The organism is Paenibacillus sp. Marseille-Q4541 (genome assembly GCF_018310695.1).
GTDB lineage: Bacteria > Bacillota > Bacilli > Paenibacillales > Paenibacillaceae > Paenibacillus.
On the sequence record NZ_JAGXCY010000009.1, the window covers coordinates 49,884 to 71,995 of the forward strand.

Annotated in this window: 18 protein-coding genes and 2 riboswitches; of the genes, 4 read left to right on the forward strand and 14 right to left on the reverse strand. The window is 43.5% G+C overall.

From position 1 onward, the window contains the following. Positions 1-162 precede the first annotated feature (162 nt). Positions 163-669 carry a hypothetical protein gene (locus KFT32_RS12270; RefSeq protein WP_211747503.1) on the forward strand — a complete coding sequence of 169 codons (507 nt, stop codon included), beginning with the start codon at positions 163-165 and terminating at the stop codon, positions 667-669. A 73-nt stretch (positions 670-742) separates the two neighbouring features. Here the strand turns inward: KFT32_RS12270 and KFT32_RS12275 are convergent, their stop codons facing one another. The 6 genes from KFT32_RS12275 to gcvH all read right to left on the reverse strand — a co-directional run bounded on the left by KFT32_RS12275 (position 743) and on the right by gcvH (position 6,705). After that, positions 743-1,642 (reverse strand): LCP family glycopolymer transferase, encoded by a 900-nt coding sequence (locus KFT32_RS12275; RefSeq protein WP_249435851.1) that lies wholly within the window; start codon positions 1,640-1,642, stop codon positions 743-745. Positions 1,643-1,838: 196 nt separating this feature from the next. Further along, positions 1,839-3,227: a sensor histidine kinase gene (locus KFT32_RS12280; protein ID WP_211747505.1), complete on the reverse strand. Its 1,389-nt coding sequence runs from the start codon at positions 3,225-3,227 to the stop codon at positions 1,839-1,841. After that, complete coding sequence (locus KFT32_RS12285) at positions 3,220-3,867, reverse strand: response regulator transcription factor (RefSeq protein ID WP_211747506.1); 648 nt, start codon at positions 3,865-3,867, stop codon at positions 3,220-3,222. Before KFT32_RS12285 ends, KFT32_RS12280 begins: the two co-directional genes overlap by 8 nt. Next, positions 3,864-4,982: an undecaprenyldiphospho-muramoylpentapeptide beta-N-acetylglucosaminyltransferase gene (locus tag KFT32_RS12290; RefSeq protein WP_211747507.1), complete on the reverse strand. Its 1,119-nt coding sequence runs from the start codon at positions 4,980-4,982 to the stop codon at positions 3,864-3,866. The genes KFT32_RS12285 and KFT32_RS12290 overlap by 4 nt, the downstream gene beginning before the upstream one ends. After that, on the reverse strand, positions 4,979-6,013 hold the full coding sequence (locus tag KFT32_RS12295; protein ID WP_211747508.1) for a polysaccharide biosynthesis protein: 1,035 nt from the start codon (positions 6,011-6,013) through the stop codon (positions 4,979-4,981). Before KFT32_RS12295 ends, KFT32_RS12290 begins: the two co-directional genes overlap by 4 nt. Positions 6,014-6,312: 299 nt before the next feature. Then, the gene (gcvH, locus tag KFT32_RS12300; RefSeq protein ID WP_211747509.1) at positions 6,313-6,705 is read right to left on the reverse strand and encodes a glycine cleavage system protein GcvH; all 393 of its coding nucleotides are present in this window, start codon (positions 6,703-6,705) and stop codon (positions 6,313-6,315) included. 204 nt (positions 6,706-6,909) lie between these two features. Beyond that, a riboswitch (glycine riboswitch) is annotated at positions 6,910-7,089 on the forward strand. 3 nt (positions 7,090-7,092) lie between these two features. Further along, a riboswitch (glycine riboswitch) is annotated at positions 7,093-7,223 on the forward strand. A gap of 162 nt (positions 7,224-7,385) precedes the next feature. Between gcvH and gcvT the strand changes: the two genes are divergently transcribed. Genes gcvT through gcvPB form a run of 3 tightly spaced genes read left to right on the forward strand, consistent with a single transcriptional unit; the run spans position 7,386 to position 11,403 of the window. Further along, positions 7,386-8,519: a glycine cleavage system aminomethyltransferase GcvT gene (gene gcvT / locus KFT32_RS12305; protein WP_211747510.1), complete on the forward strand. Its 1,134-nt coding sequence runs from the start codon at positions 7,386-7,388 to the stop codon at positions 8,517-8,519. Continuing rightward, positions 8,516-9,871, forward strand: coding sequence for an aminomethyl-transferring glycine dehydrogenase subunit GcvPA (gcvPA, locus tag KFT32_RS12310; protein ID WP_283246429.1), 1,356 nt, complete (start codon positions 8,516-8,518; stop codon positions 9,869-9,871). The genes gcvT and gcvPA overlap by 4 nt, the downstream gene beginning before the upstream one ends. A gap of 26 nt (positions 9,872-9,897) precedes the next feature. Further along, complete coding sequence (gene gcvPB, locus KFT32_RS12315; protein ID WP_211747583.1) at positions 9,898-11,403, forward strand: aminomethyl-transferring glycine dehydrogenase subunit GcvPB; 1,506 nt, start codon at positions 9,898-9,900, stop codon at positions 11,401-11,403. 164 nt (positions 11,404-11,567) lie between these two features. Here the strand turns inward: gcvPB and ptsP are convergent, their stop codons facing one another. The 8 genes from ptsP to KFT32_RS12355 form a co-directional block, all read right to left on the reverse strand. After that, positions 11,568-13,280 carry a phosphoenolpyruvate--protein phosphotransferase gene (ptsP, locus tag KFT32_RS12320; RefSeq protein ID WP_211747511.1) on the reverse strand — a complete coding sequence of 571 codons (1,713 nt, stop codon included), beginning with the start codon at positions 13,278-13,280 and terminating at the stop codon, positions 11,568-11,570. Beyond that, complete coding sequence (locus KFT32_RS12325; protein ID WP_211747512.1) at positions 13,273-13,548, reverse strand: HPr family phosphocarrier protein; 276 nt, start codon at positions 13,546-13,548, stop codon at positions 13,273-13,275. Before KFT32_RS12325 ends, ptsP begins: the two co-directional genes overlap by 8 nt. A 104-nt stretch (positions 13,549-13,652) precedes the next feature. Next, positions 13,653-15,698 carry a glucose-specific PTS transporter subunit IIBC gene (gene ptsG / locus KFT32_RS12330; RefSeq protein WP_211747513.1) on the reverse strand — a complete coding sequence of 682 codons (2,046 nt, stop codon included), beginning with the start codon at positions 15,696-15,698 and terminating at the stop codon, positions 13,653-13,655. A 247-nt stretch (positions 15,699-15,945) separates the two neighbouring features. Then, positions 15,946-16,800, reverse strand: a complete 855-nt coding sequence (gene glcT / locus KFT32_RS12335) for a glucose PTS transporter transcription antiterminator GlcT (protein WP_349304901.1) — start codon at positions 16,798-16,800, stop codon at positions 15,946-15,948. A gap of 125 nt (positions 16,801-16,925) precedes the next feature. After that, on the reverse strand, positions 16,926-18,446 hold the full coding sequence (locus tag KFT32_RS12340) for a flotillin family protein (RefSeq protein ID WP_211747515.1): 1,521 nt from the start codon (positions 18,444-18,446) through the stop codon (positions 16,926-16,928). A gap of 28 nt (positions 18,447-18,474) precedes the next feature. Next, positions 18,475-18,993 (reverse strand): NfeD family membrane protein, encoded by a 519-nt coding sequence (locus KFT32_RS12345; RefSeq protein WP_211747516.1) that lies wholly within the window; start codon positions 18,991-18,993, stop codon positions 18,475-18,477. A gap of 159 nt (positions 18,994-19,152) precedes the next feature. Further along, complete coding sequence (locus KFT32_RS12350) at positions 19,153-20,316, reverse strand: iron-containing alcohol dehydrogenase (RefSeq protein ID WP_211747517.1); 1,164 nt, start codon at positions 20,314-20,316, stop codon at positions 19,153-19,155. Between the two features lie 184 nt (positions 20,317-20,500). Continuing rightward, complete coding sequence (locus tag KFT32_RS12355) at positions 20,501-22,111, reverse strand: UDP-glucose--hexose-1-phosphate uridylyltransferase (RefSeq protein ID WP_481856334.1); 1,611 nt, start codon at positions 22,109-22,111, stop codon at positions 20,501-20,503. Position 22,112: the final 1 nt, after the last annotated feature.

The window sequence follows — 22,112 nt, forward strand, 5'->3', positions numbered from 1 at the left end:
GCTGAAGATGACCTCCGCTCAATCCTTCCGGATTACGTTCTTTATAATCGCTAATCCTACTTTTAGTAGAATATGGATTGCCTAATCCAATTTGAAAAAGGTGTTTTTTATAATCTAAACTGATATGATAACTACTAATAAACTCAATTTAGGAGGATACCTATGTTTCTATCGAACAGTAAATCTGTCAGGTTTTCCTTTTCTAAAAAAGTCATTCGTCTCACGCTTGCGGTTCCTTTACTCGCCATCACTCTACTGCTTCCTGCTCCACCGGCAGCTTCTCCTCCGGTCTTTCATCTGGAATCCTCTTCGGCGCTTGCTCCTATGAAGATCAATCTGTTAATAGATCAATATTCACCTCTGCTAAGCAGTGTTCGAGGTTTTCCAATTCAGACGGATGAAGCAACGTCAGGTCCAATCGAGGTAAGAACTTCTTCCGGAAACCTATATGTACAGTATAGTGATTCATCTCTTACTTATATTGATACTGGTATCGTAGCAAACCTCATGCCTGGTGATACCATCTACTGGTCTCCTTCCTTATCTCAAGAAAACCGAGTCGGAGCACAGATTGAGCTTGTTTCACCTAAAGAGTCTGCCATCGTCGAGATCACTCCTGCAGAAGACCCTCTCTTTTACAAAGCCACTGTTGTGGGTCAATCAAAGTAACCGTAATCTTTCGTCACTCTGGTTATAGAACAATAAAAGGAACATTCCCCACATGGAAATGTTCCTTATTATTTTACAATTTTCTGGAACTAACTGACTCTAACTCCAATTCTTTTTGAAGTGCTTTAGATAGCTCTTTTTTCGTCTGTTCATCCACGACATAATACCAAATATCTCCCCCGAACATGCCTCCTTCTCCTTTAATCTCGATCTGCTCGATCTGGTTTGATGCCTTGCTGTAGGACCGCTGCATTGTAATGATTTGATCTAGCGTTAGGTTCGTTTCTATATTTTTCTCTAGAGCGTTCAGTATGGCAGTTGTATTGCCAAGGGAGCGCAAACTGGCTCCTTCCTTAATGACCTGTTCAATAACCTCACGCTGCCGCTGCTGTCTGCCAAAATCTCCACGTGGATCTTCTTTGCGCATCCGTGCATATTGTAATGCTGTTTTTCCATCTACATGTTGTTTCCCTTCGGGGATATATACGTCTTCCAGTGTAAAAGCAAACGGGTTATCTATATCGATTCCACCAACTGCATCTACAATGTCCCGAAATCCTTCCATGTTCATCTTCACATAATAATGAATGGGAATATCAAGAAACTTCTCCACTGTCTCCACTGCTCCCTCTACCCCCCCATAGGCATAGGCAGCGTTTATTTTATTGTATCTTTCCTTCATTGGAATATAGGCTTTTGTATCTCGCGGAATGCTGACCATGGTCGTTTTCTCTGTCTTTGGATTCACAGTAAGAACAACCATTGTATCCGAACGTCCCTCATCACCAGGCCTTTCATCTACTCCCATCAGAAGAATCGATACCGGTTCCAATAACTGAACAGAAGCCAATTTACTAAGGTCTCCTTCGAGTGGTTTATACATCGTCTGGACAGAGTTTGCCACTGTACGATAGATGTTATAGCTGAATATACCGGTCCCAAATACTAGCAATCCAAGAGATAGCAGAAGCATCCTTTTCCATTTCACTTTTTTTTGGTTTCGGTCTTGTATTTTTTTATTTTGATCGTGATCTTGTTCTTGTTCTTGTTCTTTTTTCATTCCCCTATAGCCTCCTGCGATGATTCTTTCCTCTTGTTCACTATAGGACTGCTTTGTTACACCAGTTTTACAACAACAAAAAAAAGAATCCCAATTCTCCAAAAGCAAATCAGGATTCTTTCTTAAAAATAAGTGTAAATATAATCTCTTTCCCATTCCAGGTTACATCGTGTTCTATCTGATGTCTTACTAGAATCGATTTTACAATCGCAAGTCCTAGGCCCGTCCCTGATACCTGCTTGCTTCTCGCTGCGTCTAGTACATAAAAAGGTTCCCAGATCTGCTCCAGCATATCGGCATTCTTCATGATGGCCCCGTTACGAATAGAAAACACAATCACATCATCTTTGTCTTCCAGATCAATAGTTACCCTGTTATCCGCTGTATATTTAACCGCATTACTAATGAAATTCATAAATACCATTTCGATTTTGGCTTCATCCGCATGTATAAAAAGCGGCTTACTCGAAATGGCCACATTCCACTGCATGTCTCTTCGTTTCGTTTCAATCTGGTACGGCTCAAGACATTTTATAAGTACGCCCCTAACATCAAACGTAGTAAAATGAAGTTCATCCCTTTCCATTTTGGCAAAATGCAGCAGATCTTCAATGACACCGGACACATGATCGGTTTGTCTTAGAATGGTATCCAAATAGGTTCCATCGTCAAATCCATCCTTGATCCCCATGCAGTAGGCACGAATTAAGGCAAGCGGTGTCTTCAGTTCATGGGTTAGGTCAGCCATCATGATCTTCAGGTTTTCGTTCTTCTGCCTAAGCTCCTCATGCGCTTGATTCAATTTGCCGCTCATAATATTAATGCTGTGCGCCAGATCCTCAATTTCATCATGAGTACGAATCCGAACAGTCTTGAAATTCAGTTCCGCGATATCCTGGGAAACCTCTTTTAAATCCTGTAGCGGGGTCGTAATCTTTCTCGATAACAGCCAAACCAGGGTCACAACAAGTAACAAAGAAAAGCCTAGCATGTATAGATTAAATTCATTTACGATTGTAGCCGTCTCGCTAAAATGAGCAACCGAGATTCCAACAAGGATCAGTGCTCCATCCTTCACAAAAAAACTCGAAAAAAAGCTCGATTTCAGCTTCTCCTGATCATATAGTTTATTTACCGTTTCTCCGTCTTGGAGCCTCTCCAGCGTCTCTTCCGTAATCCAGAATTTATGGAGTGTTATTTTTTTTCGCGCGAGCTCAGTAAGAATCTGATCATTCAAATTATTAATGTTTTGACCCAGCGGTTCATAGACAATAGTGATGTTATATTTATCTTCAAGAGAAGCCAGTACTGCCGTAGCATCTACGTCCAGCGCCTTATCTATCTCCTGAATTTCTCTTACTGCGTGAGCTGTTTTTTCTTTTGTTTTGTACAAATAATATTTAGGCAAGAAAAACTGTGTTAGTAGGATGGAGATTGCAAAAATAACGATAATGGCAAGAGAAATACTGAAGGTCAGTTTACGGCCCAGCTTACTCATGGATCTCCTCCAGACTGTAACCAATCCCCCGGTGTGTCTTAATATAGGATTCTCCTATTTTTTCGCGAAGTCTTCTTACATGCGTATCCACCGTTCGCTCTTCCCCGAAATAGTCAAAACCCCACACCAGATCTAGCAATTGTTTACGAGTAAGGATTCGCCCCTTGTTGTTCAGAAAACAGCGTAACAGTTCATATTCCGTTTTTGTCGCATAGAGATCTTCTTCTTTTTTGTAGATTTTCTTCGCTGTTAAATCGAGCCTAATATCAGCAAAGGTGATACTGTACTCTAATTTCAACAGTTTTTTGGCTCTGGCAAGAAGCACCTGGGGATAAAAAGGTTTTTTCACATACTCGTCAGCACCGCCTGTCAGAGCCGTAAGTTCATCCTCATCTTCGCTTTTTGCAGTAAGCATTAATACTTTGATGTCGCTTTTACTCTTCATTTCTTTACACACCAAAAGACCACTCATGCCTGGCATCATCCAGTCGAGTATAGCCAGATCAACCCGATGTGTATAAAAGAGATCAAGCGCTTCTTCTCCGTCCGCTGCCAGAAATACAGTATAGCCTTCTCGTTCAAAATACACTTTGAGTATTTTGAGCATATCAGGTTCATCGTCTGCAATCAGTACGTTCATAGTCCCTCCGGTATGGTCGTTTTCGCGGTTTGCTTAATAAGGGTCACTAGCTTGTCCGCGGCATGATCGTGATTTACTGTTTTCATCTGATTTATATAGGATTCTCTGTCTCTATAGAGAGCTCTTATCGCCTCAGTCAGTGTCTGCCCATTCAGGTCTTCCTCTGGAAGAACTTCTGCATAGCCAGCTTGCTGGAAAGCTTCACTGTTCACGCGCTGCTCTCCTCTGCTTCCATTTGATAAGGGAACAAGCAGCATCGGTTTGCGCATAGACAACAGTTCAAACAGCGAAGTAGAACCCGCTCTTGATACCACGACATCAGCCATAGCAAGCAAATCCGGCAGTTCATCCCCAGCATACTCCATTACTTTGTATCCCGTACGCTCCACTCCACTGAATTGTTCTGCCTTTCCTTTACCGCATAAATGTACAACCTGAAAGTCTGTGAGCAGATCATCAATACAAGTTGCAAGTACCTCATTGAGTATTCTGGCCCCCTGACTTCCGCCCATCATTAGTAGCACAGGTTTATCCCTAGTAAAACCAGTCTCATGCATACCTCGAAGAAGACTCCCTTCCTTAAGTTCCTCTCTTACGACGCCTCCGATATGAACGACTTTGTAGAGAGGAAGTTCATTACCTGTTTCTTCATAGCTTGTACATACTTTGGTAGCAAAGGGGAGCGAAATACGGTTAGCAAGTCCAAAGGTCCGATCCGGCTCACGAATGAGCACGGGAACCCGGTTTAGCCACCCCCCAATCACAACAGGAACCGAGACGAAGCCACCCGCAGCGAATACTACATTCGCTTTTATTTTCCGGATCAAGAAGTATGATTGTACAATTCCTTTGAGCACTTTAAATGGGTCCTTGACATTATTCCAGTCCCAATAACGACGGAGTTTACCGGAAGAAATACCGTAATAGTGTACGTCTTCATAGGCAGATACCAGTTCTTTTTCCATCCCATGTTTTGATCCGATATAATGAATATTCCAGCCTTCTTCCCTGAATTTCTTGATCAGTACAAGATTGATCATAATATGCCCGGCAGACCCACCGCCCGTAAATACAATACTCTTTCTACTTATCTCATTTCTCTCTATTGTTTTCATCTTTCCCCTTTCCCTCCTGTGGACATACCATGACAGGAGTCGAAGGTTAGAAAGCCACCCCGATCCAGCATCTGCTGTACTTCTGATTTCGTTATTGGTTTTACACCTGAACGAAGTTCGGATATCGGAGCAAGCTCCAAATGCTTGTAATGCGAATGAAGTCCCGGGATATGAACAGACGGTAAAATCAAATAATAGTGATCGTTCCATTGCCAAGTACGACAGCTCTCCTCTTCATTAAAAAGCACTTCGTCCAGCTTCTCTCCCGCCCGTATTCCGGTCTCTTTAATGCCAATACCTACTTTCCCTGAGGATTCAATGAGTACATCCGCAATATCTATTATCCGAACAGCAGGCATGTTCATTACAAAGGTCTCTCCCCCTAGACCACGCTCCGCTGCGATGAGCAATAATGCAACGGCTTCCTGTATGCTAAGGAAAAACCTTGTCATTCGGAAGTCGGTAACACTCATCTCTTGCCCTTTTTCAATTTGTTTCTTAAATAACGGAACGACACTCCCGTTTGATCCCAGTACATTTCCGCTTCGTACACAAATAAACCGCGTCGCCGTTTCTCTTGTATTTGCATGGATAGTAAGCTTTTCCCCGATCGCTTTGGTCATTCCATAAGTGCTTGAAGGAGAGGAAACTTTGTCCGTGGACACATATATCATCTTTTTCACTTTATTCTGAATCGAAGCCTCAATGACATTTTGCGTACCTGTTACGTTTGTCTTCAAAGCCTCCAAAGGCTGATGTTCACAGATCGGTACATGCTTCAAAGCAGCCAAATGAAATACATAATCTGCCCCTTCACATACCTGTATTACTTCGTCTTTCTCCCTTATATCTCCAATTACAAAGCATAATCTATCTTTAAAGTCAGCAAAATGCTGTTCCATCTCTACCTGTCTCATTTCGTTACGGGAGAAAATACGAACTTCCTTGGCACCCAAATTTAGCAGTTGCGAAACGAGCTCAACTCCCCACGAACCTGTACCACCCGTAACTACAAATGTACTATTTTTCATCTTTTTTCTTCCTCCCTGATGGTGAACGCACCTACCATTCACATTTCTTCTTACTGCCTTTATCTTATGGTACGTTTGTTACACCAGAATGACAGGTAAGGAAGACATGAACTGACTCTAGTAAAATTCCAAGGGAAGAGATGTTTTTTAATAATTTGCTAACCACACTAGGGCTGCCAGTTACTATTGATCCACATCCAAAAAAAGAAGCTGCACATGTCTTCAAACAAGACAAGTACAGCTTCTTTTGTTAGGGTATTTGCTCTTAAAAAAATGACACCAACACAATCAATTACGAATTATTCCGCTGTGTGTGCACGGTAAGCATCCGCATCCATCAATTTGGCAAGCGCTGCTTTAATATCATCATTTACTTTAATTTCAATCATCCAGCCTTCGCCATAAGGTGCAGAGTTGACGAGTTCTGGCTCGTCTTGCAGTTGCTCGTTTACACGGACAACCGTACCGCTTACGGGTGCGAACAAATCGGATACCGTTTTAACGGATTCAATAGTACCAATGCTGTCCTCACTGCTTACTTCCGTCCCTGATTCAGGCAATTCCACAAACACAATATCCCCCAGCTGATGCTGAGCAAACTCCGTAATTCCGATCCGAACTAGATCTCCCTCTAGTGTTTGAACCCATTCATGCTCTTCACTATACAATAAACCATTAACGACTTCGCTCATCTTATTGTCAGCCTCGCTTCTTTTAAAAATAGGATTGTGTCTTTTCCGTATGAACCTTGCCCTTTTTCCTCCCATAGCGTAAAGCATCACGAATCAATGTGTCAAGAATGCTTACAAAAATAATCTTATATCTTACATAGTCCTTGACATGAAGAGAGGGCACACGCTTTAATGGAGTTAGAAAACTTTGTTATTTACATGCGGTTGAAAGTAAAGGGAGAGATTACCCACCGGACGTATTGGCTTTATCGCTGCCTACCGGAATTCCTTTCTGGTCTGTCAGAACGTATTCATGCTAAACGAAACGAATTGGTAACGCCGAAGGAGTAAACCTCTCGATAAGCGAAAGGTGAATCTCTCAGGCAAAAGGACCTTTACCGGACGCAACTCTGGAGAGCATCCATAACAGGCGCATACGAATATTTATCACATACATGAAGCCCTTGTTAATAAGGATCACCCAAGGGGAAACCCGCTTTCTACCAAGGCGGGGTAACTCTCAGGTACAAAGGACAGAGCCTAAGAAGAACACATGCATTTTATCATGCGTGTCTTTTTCTTTGGCCTGTCCTTTTTCTATTGAAATTTTTAGCTGTCTTTTTCCTAAACCCTTTCCCTTTTTCGACTACACCCTTTTATTCCAACAATCCGGCCTTTTTAGGCCTTCTCGAGGTGAAACCATGTCTGATCTGTTAAGAACACCGCTTTTCCCTCTTTATGCACAGTATGAAGGCGCAAGATGTATTGATTTTGGTGGCTGGGAGCTGCCTGTATCCTTCAGTGGAATCCAGAAAGAACATGAAGCGGTACGGAATCGTGTCGGCTTATTTGATGTATCTCATATGGGAGAATTTCGTGTAGAAGGAACGAATGCTGCTTCCTTTTTACAAAGTATGCTTACAAATGATATCTCCGCTCTTGTTATAGGTCAGGCACAGTACACACTCATGTGTTACCCAACTGGCGGCGTGGTTGACGATCTACTCGTATACAAACGCGGTGAACAACAATACATGCTCGTTGTAAATGCATCAAATATTGATAAAGACTGGGAATGGCTTCAAGAGCATATGCCTGATGGTGTTCATATGGTAAATGAATCGAACCAAACTGCACTACTAGCACTTCAAGGTCCAAACGCTGCTGATGTGATAGCAAAAGTGACGAAGGAACAAGTAGCTGAGCTGGGTGCCTTCCGTTTTATCGATGGAGCTGAAGTATGCGGTATAAATGCGATTGTATCCCGCACAGGTTATACCGGAGAAGACGGATTTGAAATTTATGTTCCTGCTGATGGAGCGGTTCAGGTATGGAAAGGTCTTATGGAAGCTGGAGAAGCTTTTGAGATTTTGCCAATTGGACTTGGTGCACGGGATACGCTTCGCTTTGAAGCTCGTCTGCCACTGTATGGTCAAGAACTCTCTCCTACCATTTCACCACTCGAAGCGGGCGTAGGCATGTTTGTAAAATGGAATGCCGGCGACTTCATCGGCCGTGCTACACTTGAACAGCAGAAGACAGAAGGTCTTACCCGCAAACTAGTGGGGCTCGAAATTACGGATCGCGGAATTCCTCGTTCTCACTATCCGGTCTATGCTGAAGGCAAACAGATTGGAGAAGTAACGACAGGAACGCAGTCTCCGACACTGAAGCGGAACCTTGGCCTTGCACTGATTGATATTCAGTATACAGAGCCTGGTACCCCAATTGAAGTTGAAATTCGGGGAAAACTTCTGCAAGCGGAAGTGATCAAAACCCCTTTTTATAAAAGACCGAAACAAACTACAAGCACAACAAAAGGAGCGAATGAATGATGAAAAACCGTTACCTTCCGATGACTGATCAAGACCAGACGGAAATGCTGGCAGCGGTTGGAGCCGAAACGATCGAGGATCTGTTTCAAGACATTCCGGAGAAAATTCGCTTTAAAGGAGAACTGCCCGTTTCCTCCAAGCTCGACGAATATGCACTGACACGCCACATGTCCCGTCTTGCTGGACGTAACGCGAATGCAGATACGCATGCTAGTTTTCTAGGTGCAGGGATTTATGATCATCACGTTCCTTCTGTTATCAATCATATGATTTCTCGTTCTGAATTCTATACGGCTTATACCCCTTATCAACCGGAAATCAGCCAAGGAGAATTACAAGCCATTTTTGAATTCCAATCTTATATTTGCGAACTCACAGGTATGGCAGTAGCCAACGCAAGTATGTATGACGGAGCAACGGCTTTTGCTGAAGCGGGCAATCTCGCTGCCGGTGCAACTCGCCGTAAAAAACTGATTGTGTCCCGTTCTGTACATCCAGAATCTCGTCAGGTTCTTGCTTCCTATGCTCACGGATTGAATATTGAAGTGGTAGAAATCGGCGTAAGAAACGGAATTACCGATATGGAAGCTCTCGCCGCAGCAATAGGTGAGGATACAGCTGCTGTAATGATGCAAAGTCCGAACTTTTTCGGTAGTGTCGAAGATATTAAGGCTGCTGCAGATCTGGCCCACGCTAAGAAAGGACTGCTCATCGTTAGCAGCAACCCGATTTCCCTTGGACTCCTTGAAGCTCCTGGAAATCTAGGTGCTGACATTGTTGTAGGTGATGCTCAGCCACTCGGAATTTCTGGTTCTTATGGTGGACCTACCTGCGGATTCTTCGCTGTATCCAAAGATCATATGCGCCGGATGCCAGGACGAATCGTTGGTCAAACGACCGATCGCTATGGACGCCGTGGTTTTGTGCTTACATTGCAAGCACGTGAACAACACATCCGCCGTGAAAAGGCGACTTCTAACATTTGCTCTAATCAGGCGCTACTCGCACTAAGTGCATCTGTGTATATGTCCCTTCTCGGTAAACAAGGAATGCTTGATGTCGCTCAGCTCAACCTGCAAAAGAGTCACTATACGAAAAATAAGCTGACTTCCATAAAAGGAGTATCCACTCCATTTACAGCACCAACCTTTAATGAATTTGTCATCAAACTGCCCGAAGGTACAAATATTGACCAGCTGCAATCCAAGCTCTTGGACGCTGGTTTTATTGGGGGCTACGACCTTGCCCGTGAGTATCCAGAGTTTGAAGGTCATATGCTGATTGCTGTTACAGAGCGCCGGACCAAAGAAGAGATCGATGAATTTACAGGGGTATTGGAGGGATTGCTGTGAGTAAGATTGAAGCGGAGAAACCACAAGTGGAACAACAAGCATCCGAACTTGATTTTTCAAGATCACAAGCACAAGACGCACCTGAGCAAGCACTTATTTTTGAACTAAGCAAACCAGGCCGAGTAGCATACTCATTACCAGAAATCGATGTTCCCATCACGGCAGCAGAAGAGCTGATTCCTTCCACTTTTTTACGTAAAGAAGCTGCTGCTTTGCCAGAAGTGTTTGAGGTAGACGTTGTGCGTCACTATACGAGCCTCTCTCGCCGTAACTTTGGTATAGATAACGGATTCTACCCACTGGGCTCTTGCACGATGAAATATAATCCGAAAATCAATGAGGATGTAGCCCGGTATACTGGGTTTGCCAAAATCCATCCTTATCAGCCTGAACAAAGTGTGCAAGGGGCACTTGAGCTTCTTCATACTTTACAGACAGATCTCGCCGGACTTACTGGAATGGATGAAGTTACGCTTCAACCGGCTGCGGGTGCACACGGGGAATGGACCGGACTGATGATGATCCGTGCCTACCACGAAAGCCGCGGAGAAGTACGTACAAAGGTAATCGTACCTGATTCCTCACACGGAACGAACCCAGCAAGTGCTACCGTTGCTGGCTTTGATACGATCACGATCCCTTCGACCTCGGAAGGACTCGTTGATCTAGATGAACTGAAGAAAGCGGTAGGAAGCGACACAGCTGCCCTCATGCTTACGAACCCGAACACACTCGGTCTATTTGAAAAACAAATTGTAGAGATTGCTGAAATTGTCCATGATGCTGGCGGACTTCTATACTATGATGGTGCGAACTCCAATGCGATCATGGGTATTACGCGTCCAGGAGATATGGGCTTTGATGTGGTACATCTTAACTTACACAAAACGATGAGTACTCCGCATGGCGGCGGCGGTCCTGGTTCAGGTCCAGTTGGTGTAAAAAGCCTACTTGTCCCATTCCTGCCGAAACCACATGTGAAACGTACGGATGCCGGCTCCTTTTACCTCGACCGTGAACAAGATCAATCGATCGGCAGGGTAAAAGCTTACTATGGTAACTTTGGTATTCTAGTCCGCGCTTATGCTTACATGCGTACCTATGGACCTCAGGGTCTGCGCCGTGTATCCGAATGCGCTGTGCTCAATGCGAACTACATGATGAAGCGCCTTGAGCCTTATTATGAAATTCCTTACCCAGGTGTTTGTAAACATGAATTTGTTATGTCAGGAAAAGGACTTAAAAAGTACGGCATTCGTACGCTGGATGTAGCCAAACGCTTACTTGATTTCGGGTATCATCCACCTACAATTTACTTCCCTCTGAATGTAGAGGAATGTATCATGATTGAACCGACCGAGACAGAAAGTAAAGAAACACTCGACGGATTTATTGATACGATGATTCGAATCGCGAAGGAAGCGGAAGAAAATCCGGATCTGCTGCTGAATGCACCGTATGGTACTCCAGTAACTCGTCTGGATGAAACGACGGCTGCAAGAAAGCCCGTTCTGAACTGTGCTTGCAGCTAATTCATCAATTTCAATATGGCTTTTGTAAAATGACAAGGGAGCGGATATCCGCTCCCTTGTTTTGTATTTCACCCATAAAAAAACGGTACCCGCATAATGCGGATACCGGAGTTGCTACAAGTGCAGCCATTTTTTTCGTTGGAAAATGATAGAGATCTTGAAAACTACTGTTCAATACTATGAACAAGTTCAACAACTTGCTCAGCGGTTTGCATGTCCAGCGCTTTTGCAGCAAGTTCTTTCATTTGTGCTTGAGACAGCTTCGTCAGCTGACTACGAGCAGGAAGAATAGAAGTTGCGCTCATGCTGAATTCATCAAGACCGAGACCGAGCAGAAGTGGAATCGCGGTTGTATCACCCGCCATCTCACCGCACATTCCTGTCCATTTACCTTCGCGATGCGCTGCATCGATGACCATTTTGATCAAACGAAGGATAGATGGATTATAAGGTTGGTACAGGTAAGATACACGTTCATTCATTCGATCCGCTGCCATAGTGTACTGAATCAGATCGTTCGTTCCGATACTGAAGAAGTCGACTTCTTTAGCAAATTGATCTGCTAGTACCGCAGTTGAAGGAATCTCAACCATGATTCCCAGCTGAATGTCGCTGGCAACTTCGATGCCTTCATTCACGAGTTTTTCCTTCTCTTCAAGAAGGATTGCTTTCGCTTCACGGAATTCACCAAGTGTTGCAATCATCGGGAACATGATTTTCAGATTCCCATGGACACTCGCCCGCAGCAATGCGCGTAGCTGCGTACGGAAGATATCCTGACGATCCAGACAAAGGCGAACCGCACGGAAGCCAAGGAAAGGATTCATTTCTTTTGGAAGATCAAGATAAGGAAGTTCTTTATCGCCACCGATATCCAGTGTACGAACAACTACCGGTTTGCCTTCCATTTTCTCAAGAACGGTTTTGTAAGCATTGTATTGTACATCCTCAGAAGGAAGTTTATCGCGTCCCATGTAAAGGAACTCTGTACGATACAAACCTACGCCTTCGCCACCGTTTTCAAGAACACCAGCTACATCATTAGGTGTACCAATGTTAGCAGCAAGTTCAACGTGAACTCCGTCAACTGTTACTGTTGGCTCGTCACGAAGTTTTCTCCATTCAGCAACTTGTGCAGCGTAAGCGGTTTGTTTAGCTCTGTATTCTTCCACCACGGAATCTTCCGGGTTTACAAGAACTTGTCCATCCAATCCATCTACGATGATCAGATCTCCACTTTTAGCTTGAGCTAGAATTTCTTTCGTTCCCACAACTGCAGGAATTTCAAGCGATCTTGCCATAATAGCGGAGTGAGAAGTACGTCCTCCAATGTTGGTTGCAAAACCGAGAACATATTTACGATTGAGTTGCGCTGTATCAGATGGAGTTAAGTCTTCTGCAAGAACAACCACTTCTTCACTGATTTCAGCAGGATTTGTTACTTTCAGACCAAGCAAGTGACCAAGCACACGTTTGGTAACGTCACGCATATCAGCAGCACGTTCTTGAAGGTAAGCACTCTTCATGTTCTCAAACATTTGAATAAACGTCGTAGCCGTTTCATCTAAAGCAAATTCAGCATTCACTTTTTCATCTGCAATTTTGGACTTTACTGGCTCGATGAGTTCTGGGTCACTTAGGATAAGAAGATGAGATGCGAAAATTTCCGCTTTTTTCTCACCGAGTTCTTGTAATGTGCGTTCTTTGATTGCCTGGAGTTCGGCTTCGGATTTCTCCAAAGCCGCTTCCAGTTTTGCAATCTCTGCATCTACGTCGTTAATCGAGCGTTTCTCTACAGAGTAATCAGGGTGCTCCAAGATAAACGCTCGGGCAATGGCAATACCAGCCGAAGCAGCAATCCCGGAAACATTAGGCATTAACTTCGCCCAACCCTTCGTTAACCATTACATCAGTCAAAGCTTGAAGCGCTTCTGCTTCGCCTTCACCGTTAACGATGATGCTGATTTCATCACCTTTTTCAAGTCCAAGGGAAAGTACGCCCAGGATGGATTTCAAAGTTACTTTTTTACCTTTTGCTTCTGCGAAAGATTCTGCACCTTTGAATTTGTTAGCTGTGTTTACCAGTGCCGTTGCTGGGCGAGCGTGGATACCGTCTTCGTCTGTAATTCTGAATGATTGTTGCATATGTTTTCATCCCACTTTCTGTTTTTGTGTTTTGGATTTCATATTAGTCATAAAATCACTAATACATATTACCTGTTTTTCAATGCTTACGAACCATAAAAATATTACTTTATTGTGATAATTTTGTCTTCTCCAGCCTTTTGTACACCTGATTTTTCCAAAGTGACAACAGCACCTTCTGGTAAATTGGAGAAAATTACCGGGGAAATGATGGATGGTGCATGTTGTTTCACATACTCGACATCCACTTCCATAATTGGTTGACCTGCAGATACAAGCTCGCCTTCTTCAACCAACACTTTGAATCCTTGCCCTTTGAGTTTTACAGTGTTAACCCCAATGTGAACAAGTACCTCTTTTCCACCGTCGGACATAATGCCGATTGCATGCTTACTTGGGAACACATTAAACACTTTACCGTTAACCGGGGAGTGGATCGTATTCTCATGTGGCAGGAAAGCAAAACCGTCGCCTGTCATTTTCTCAGAGAAAACAGGGTCTGGCACTTTCGTGATATCTAGAAGCTCACCGTTTGCCGGCATCACAATTTGCTCAGGAATAATGGATTCACCAGACTCCCCTTGAGCTTGTTCTACTTCTGGTTGTGGTTCAACTTCTGGTGCCGCAGGTGTGCGACCATCCATAATGTCTTTCATTTGCGACTTGATCGTATCCGAACGTGTACCGAATATAGCCTGTACGTTATTCCCTACTTCAAGGACACCTGAAGCGCCTAAGTCTTTCAAACGATTCTTATCCACAGTCGATTTATCTTTAACTTCAATACGAAGTCTGGTGATACATGCATCCAGATGCTTAATATTATCGGAACCGCCAAATGCTTTCAAGATTTGGTGAGGCAATTCATCTTTTGTTCCCACATTTTTTGATCCAGTTTCAATAACTTTATCTTCACGGCCCGGTGTTTTGAGATTAAATTTCTGAATAACAAAACGGAAACCGAAGTAGTAAATAACCGCAAACACAAGCCCTACAACAATGACAAGGTACCACGGTGTACGGTTAGGAATCACCCCGAACAAGATAAAGTCAATCAAACCGCCCGAGAACGTCATCCCGATTTTAACGCCGAGAATGTGCATTACCATAAAGGACAGACCAGCGAAAACCGCGTGAACTGCAAACAATAGTGGTGCAACAAACAAGAAAGAGAATTCAAGTGGTTCTGTAATCCCTGTGAGGAACGCCGTAAGCGCACCAGATACCATCAGGGAACCTACTACTTTTTTGTTCTCTGGTTTAGCTGTGTGATAAATGGCAAGTGCTGCTGCTGGTAGTCCGAACATCATGAACGGATATTTACCTGTAGTAAACGTACCCGCCGTGAATTCTACACCATCACGAAGCTGAGCCATGAATATGCGCTGATCACCACGAACAACTTCACCTGCTTTGTTTATATATTCCCCAAACTCAAACCAGAACGGTGAGTAGAAAATATGGTGAAGCCCGAACGGAATCAGAGAACGTTCAATGACACCAAAAATGAACGCTGCAAGCGTTTTGTTAGTATCAATCATACTTTGTGATATAAAGTTCATACCACTTTGAATTGGTGGCCATACAAGTGTTAGAAGCAAACCGATTAACAGAGCCATCGCTGCTGTAGCAATAGGTACAAACCGCTTACCTGCAAAGAACCCCAAGTACGAAGGTAGTTCAATTTTGTAGAACCTATTGTACATGGACGCTGCCAAGATCCCGATGATAATACCACCGAATACCCCGGTCTGTAACGTAGGAATACCTAGAACGCTTGCATAGGCATAATCCTGTTGTGAAAGTACATAACTATTCACACCCATTACGGTTCCCATGGTTACGTTCATGATGAGATATCCAATAATGGCGGCGAGTCCGGCTACGCCATCTCCACCTGCTAGCCCTACCGCTACACCAACTGCAAACAGTAAGGAAAGATTATCAAATACAATTTGCCCTGAGTTCATGAGAACGTTGGCAATGACCTGTACCCAATGTGCTTCAAGCACAGGAACATACTGCAAGAAGTCGGGATTTACAAATAAGTTACCAATCCCGAGAAGCAAACCCGCAGCCGGTAATATTGCTACCGGAAGCATGACCGCTTTACCGACACGCTGCAACACGCCGAAAAGCTTTTTGAACATGTTCGTCACTCCTTCAATAAGATGCACGTAGTGTTAACTGAAAACGCAAAAAAGCACGAGTTAATAGAGTATGCTTGGTCAACCTCCGGGTTATCTTACCCAAAATTGGTCTGCATCAATCATACTTTTCTCAACTCATGCCTGATCGTATCAGTAACACGTTGTAAGTATTAAGTTGTAGAACTTGTTAAGGACTACATAATAGCACCATCTAAAAAAGAGTGCAAGCCTTTTCAACACAAAAATTTTAATTTTGTGTTTCCTGTTCTTTTTTCTGTGATAATCGCTGTAAGTGTAATGTTAAATAGCTGACTTCTGCAGCATAAACCGGATGTTTCATCCTTTTTTCCATAATTTTGGTAAGTGTCCATGAAAGTGAATACATCTCAGGATACTCTTGACTCAGTAATAAATCGAGTTTTTGAACCTCAGCCACTTCTTCTCCACGCTTAATTCGTTCAATTGCAAACCTCAGGTGAGTGACGAGCCTGGAATAATCTAAAGAAAGACGAGGAATTTGATACTCCAACTTTTCTTCCACCACAGCAACAAGATCTGCAATCAATTTGGAATGTTCCTGTACTTCTGTAATATTCTGATTCGTCATTGCACTGTAAATATGGAGGGCTACAAATCCGACTTCTTCCTGTCCGAGATCAACACCAAGCCGTTCCTTAATTAAATCGATGGCATATGCTGCAAATCGATATTCCATCGGATAAATTTCCTTGGTTTCATACAGAAATGGATTGTGCAGTATAATGCCTTGCTCCATTCGTTTGATCGCAAATGCAATGTGATCGGTTAGAGCGATATGAATATGTTCATTTAACTGAACGTTGCTCTGGCTTGTTATATATAAAATGATGTCGTTAATGGTTTCTATCAGTTTCTCACTGACCCTCGGAACGAGCTGTTTGTATTGTTCTTGCTCTTCCTGACTAGTCAAAATGAACATTTTTTCTACTGTTTGCAGTGGAATGCTATCGCCAGACTTACGATGAAAACCAATCCCCTTACCGATAACAACAACTTCCTGATGTTCGGGGTTTGTCGCAATGATGACGTTGTTATTTAGTACTTTCGCTACTTTCAGGTTCACTTTTGCACCTCTTTTAGCCCCATAATTCTTGTAACATCCACGCAGTAAATAATGATAAGGCATCCTGCTAAAAGTAACAAATTATGAGGCTGAGGTCAACTTCCTTATTCACATACGCTTTTTTTTTATGCAGGGTCTTTGGTCACTGCAACTTCAGCAGGAATGTTCATATGTTCGATCGCTGCTGGCTCATCTTTAATAACCTTTTTCGTAAACCCTTGGATGAGCTGCTCTACGTCTATGCCTGATACGCTTTTCAGCATTTCCGGTGCAGTCGCCATCAGTTCAGTTACATAATTACTTACCCGTGCTGCTCCCTCACCCTTACCTGTGTCAACTACGGTAAGTTTATCTATAGAGGATATCGGCTCTGCTATCTTACCTGCAAGTTCAGGCAGCATTTTGACAATGATATCGAGTACAGCCGCTTCGCCAAACTTTTGGAAAGCTTCTGCCAGTTTTTCCTTGGCTTGGGCTTCTGCCAAACCGCGGAGACGAATAACTTCCGCATCGGCTGTACCTTTTGCCAGTTCTGCGTCTGCCATCGCTTGACCTTCAAGTCTTTTCTGTTCCGAAGTCGCTTTTGCTTGTGTTTCAATAGAGTACTGGACTGCATCTGCTTCGCGCATTTTTTTAGCTTTATCCGCTTCTGCAGCCTGCTCAACCGCATAACGATCGGCTTCTGCCTTTTTCTTCACTTCTGCATCATATTGTTTCTCACGAACAGTAATCTCTTTCTCCTGCAAGTCGATTTCGCGTTCTTTCCGTACAAGCTCTACTTTCATTTGCTCTTCAACCATCGTTTGTTTAGCACGTGCTTCTTGGATGTGGTATGCCTGATCCGCTTCTGCTTTTGCTGTATCTTGATCTTTCTTAAAGGAAGCGACTTTCAATTCTTTTTCCTTCGCAGCCTCTGCAATGTTCGTGTCTCGAAGAAGCTCAGCTTTTTGCCCTTGCTCTTCTGCATTCGCTTTTTGAATTCTTGCATCACGTACCGCTTCAGCTTCAGCAATTTCGGCATCTCGCTTCACCATAGCAATACGAGGTTTACCGAGTGCATCCAAATATCCATGTTTGTCACGTACATCCTTAATCGTGAAGGATACGATGGTCAGACCCATCTTTTTGAGATCCCTAGCCGCTACACCCTGTACTTCCTGTGCAAACCGATCACGGTTACGGTACACTTCTTCCACCGTCATTGAACCTAGGATCGCACGTAGATGGCCTTCGAGCACTTCCTGGGCTTCTCCTCTCAATGCTTCTACCGGCTTCCCGATAAATTGTTCTGCTGCGGTAGCCACGTCTTCTACTGAACTACCTACTTTAATAATCGCTACTCCATCGGCAATAACAGGAACACCCTGCTCTGTATATACTTCTGGAGTAGTCACATCAAGTTTGTGAGATAAGAGAGAAATAAATTCGGATTGCTGGAATACAGGCCATATGAACGTACCGCCGCCGCGGACAATTTTTATTTTACGCCCAGTATCATCATCTGAAATATTTTTGTTCCCTAAAAAGGAACCTGTTACGATCATGGCCTCATCCGGCCCCACCGTTTTGTACCTCGCCCAAAAAGCAATACCTAAAACAAGAATCACACCTACAACAATCACAGGAATCAAAAACACATCTGGCATTCTCATCTCTCCTTATCAAGTATAAAATTTAATAATCAAGTTCGGCCACATGGACTACTCCATCAGCCACTTCGACGACAACGACTTGGGTTCCGGCTAGAATGGGTTTGGCTTCAAAACTCATAGCGGTATGTATCGTGTTTCCGCTCACAAGCTTTATCATAACTTCTCCATATCCTTTCGCTGGAACAGGAATCGTAATTTCACCCATCTTGCCCGTCAGCTCTTTCATCGAAAAGCCAGTGGACACCTCACTGTTTCGTGCAGGTCTAATATAAGCAAAAAAGACTAGTACCCCACCAAGCAATCCAATTAGCAAAGAAAGAAGCACATGTTGCGCGGTTCCTAACTCCGTATATCTGAATAACAAAATTCCGGCTCCTCCAAATACCGTGACCATGCTCGCCAAGACCGTTGTATTCAAAAAATCAAAACCCGGTAATTCAGCAGCGCCTTCCAGCAACCCATCAAGCAAATCACCAAACAGGACTCCGATTACAGCAAATAATGCTCCCCCAATCAGACAAGACCAGTATAAAGTTTCCATGTTCCACCCCCTCTCGTCTTTATGTACATGTAAATTAATACGTATCAATTAGGAAAATGTTTCAATAATTTCAAATCACCAGGGAAGCTAATAAAAAAGCCCTTTGCAGAGTAAACACCTGCAAAGGGCTTTTGGTTAGGGATACTTTAAATTTTACGATTATAGCGAAGCTTTGTAGATAGCCACAACATCTTCACGTTGCAATTTATTAAAGTTACCGAACGGTCCGAACACCATTGCTTTATCAGCCATAGCTTCGATTTGACTCTCATCAATATCATAATCTGCTAAGCGGCTTGGTGCGCCGATCGAAGTCCAGAATGTACGAAGGGCTTCAATTCCTTCAATTGCAATTTGTTCATCGCTTTTACCTTCTGGATTCACGTCAAACACATTGATAGCTAGTCGCTTGAAACGAGCAACATCCACATGAAGGTTATGTTTCATCCAGTTCGGGAACAAGATTGCAAGTCCTCCGCCATGAGGGATATCATATACGGCAGAAACGGCATGCTCAATGTTATGAGTCGCCCAGTCACCTGCAAGCCCCATACTCACCATGTTGTTTAGTGCCATTGTACCGCAGTATAGAATCGTTTCACGTAACTCATAATTTTCAAGATCATTAATGAGTTTTGGTGCAGCTTCCATGACCGTACGAAGTAGTGTCTCACAGAATCCAAGTTGAACCGGTGTGTTCGGATCTAGGTGGAAATAATGCTCAAGCACATGAGACATCATATCAACCATTCCATATACCGTTTGATCTTGTGGTACGGAGAACGTATGAACTGGATCAAGAATAGAGAATACCGGAGATACTAAAGGACTCCCCCATCCCAATTTTTCTTGCGTGTCCTGATTCGTGATTACCGAACCACTGTTCATTTCTGAACCTGTTGCTGCCATAGTTAGCACGGTTGCCAGTGGTAAAGCAGCCTGTGGTTGCGCTTTTCGAGTAGCGAAATCCCACATGTCTCCATCATATTTAGCACCTGCAGCGATTGCTTTAGCACAGTCGATGACACTGCCTCCCCCTACAGCGAGGATCAATTCAATCCCTTTTGTTTTGCAAAGGTCTGCACCTTTATGTACGGTGGATAAACGTGGGTTGGGTTCAACACCAGCCAATTCGTGCACTTCTGCACTAATTTCGTTCAGCAGAGAAATCACTTGATCGTAAAGGCCATTGCGTTTAATGCTGCCTCCGCCATACACAAGCAGAACCTTTTTACCGTATTTCGGCACCTCTGTTTTTAATGCTGCAAGCTGACCTTTTCCGAAAATCAGACGGGTCGGATTATAAAATTGAAATGATCTCATCTTGAGAATCGCCTCCAAATAGTTTAGAAGAATAGCGTCTAAATCAAAAGACGCCTTCCCATTATAAATCTTGAAGAGTAGTAAAACAAATTTCACGAACTAACTAAAATAATGTGAGGAATATAAATGCAATCCATATAGTAAGAAAAAAACATACCCTCTTCCGAGGGCATGCTTACTTTTGCTAGTTCTTTTCTGTGAACCCGACATGCTGTACAAAACGGCGGAATGCCTCTTTTCCTGCTTCATCCCTTTTGTATACACCGGCATGCTCCAGAATTTGTGCAAACTTAATTCCCGCTTCTTCTTGAACTCTGTTTACTGCCTCTTCCTTAGATAGGGAAGTTCCATATTTACCAGTAAGCTCTTCAATCCATACTTTATGTTTAAAGAGATCTGAGTTTTCGTTCGTTAGGGTCTGTTCTCTCAGTTCATCATTCCCTGCCATCATCTCAGCAATGAGATCCAGTTCTTCTTTCAAACGTCCTGGCAAAATGGCAAGTCCCATGACTTCGATCAACCCGATATTTTCTTTTTTAAGATGGTGCATTTCCGGATGCGGATGGAAAATTCCATCTGGATACTCACTGTTTGTACGGTTGTTGCGAAGTACGAGATCCATCTCATACTGACCGTCTGCCGTGCGGCGTACGATAGGAGTTACCGTATTGTGAGGAATCTGTTCTCCGTTTTGCTCGGTATGGGATAGAATATCAACTGCTGCATCACTGTATCCCTTCCAAGCTTCATAGATCTCGTTCCCTGTTTCAAGCAGTGCATCCGAATTGTTGGAAGTAAGGCGCAATACCGACATCGGCCATTTCACAAGACTTAACTGAACTTCCGGAGACTTTTCACTCGTAAATAACGCTTCCTGTACCGCCTTCTGAATCGGGAACGTATGACGTCCACCCTGGAAATGATCATGTGTTAAAATACTTCCGCCAACGATGGGAAGATCAGCGTTCGATCCAATAAAGTAGTGCGGGTACTGATCTACAAACCCTAGCAAACGACGAAGCGTATCTTTCGTCAGTTTCATAGGTACATGATCATGATGGAAAATGATACAGTGCTCATTGTAATATACATACGGTGAGTACTGGAATAACCACTTCTCTTGATTGAGAGTCAGCGGAATCGTTCTTAGATTTTGGCGTGCTGGATGATTAATCCGGCCCCGGTATCCAACATTTTCACGGCATAGCTGGCATTTCGGATAAACCGGAGGTGGCAAAAGTTTTGCCATGGCAATCTCTTTCGGGCTTTTCTCCGGTTTGGACAGATTAATCGTAATCTCCATGTCCCCGTATTCGGTTGACTGTTTCCAGTACACATTTTTCTTAACGCGTTCCATGCGAATATAGTTCGAATCAATCGATAGCTGATAGAACCGATCCGTAGCTGCCTGAATTCCACCTTTTGTTTCGTTCTCTCTGAACTCTCGAATAATCTCAGAAGGACGAGCCATTAGAAGTCCCATGATCTGAGCATCAAGTAAATCCCGATACGTATCCGTATTATCCGGTATAAGACCAATCTGAACACCATAATCGATCAGTACATCAAGGACTGACTGCGGTCCGGAAAGTTCGGACTTATCCACCTTCCCTGCAAAGGGTTCGTCGAATTGAAACAAACTAAGCAGCTGATTGCGACTGTAGTCCATATCCGTATCCTCAATCAGTGTGTGTTCGTGAGCAAACAACACCAGCCTTTCAATGGCATGAAGCGCAACTTCTGCAGCTGAAGATGACTGTGAAATTTCTTGAGTTGTTCCTGCACCGGCGTTCATT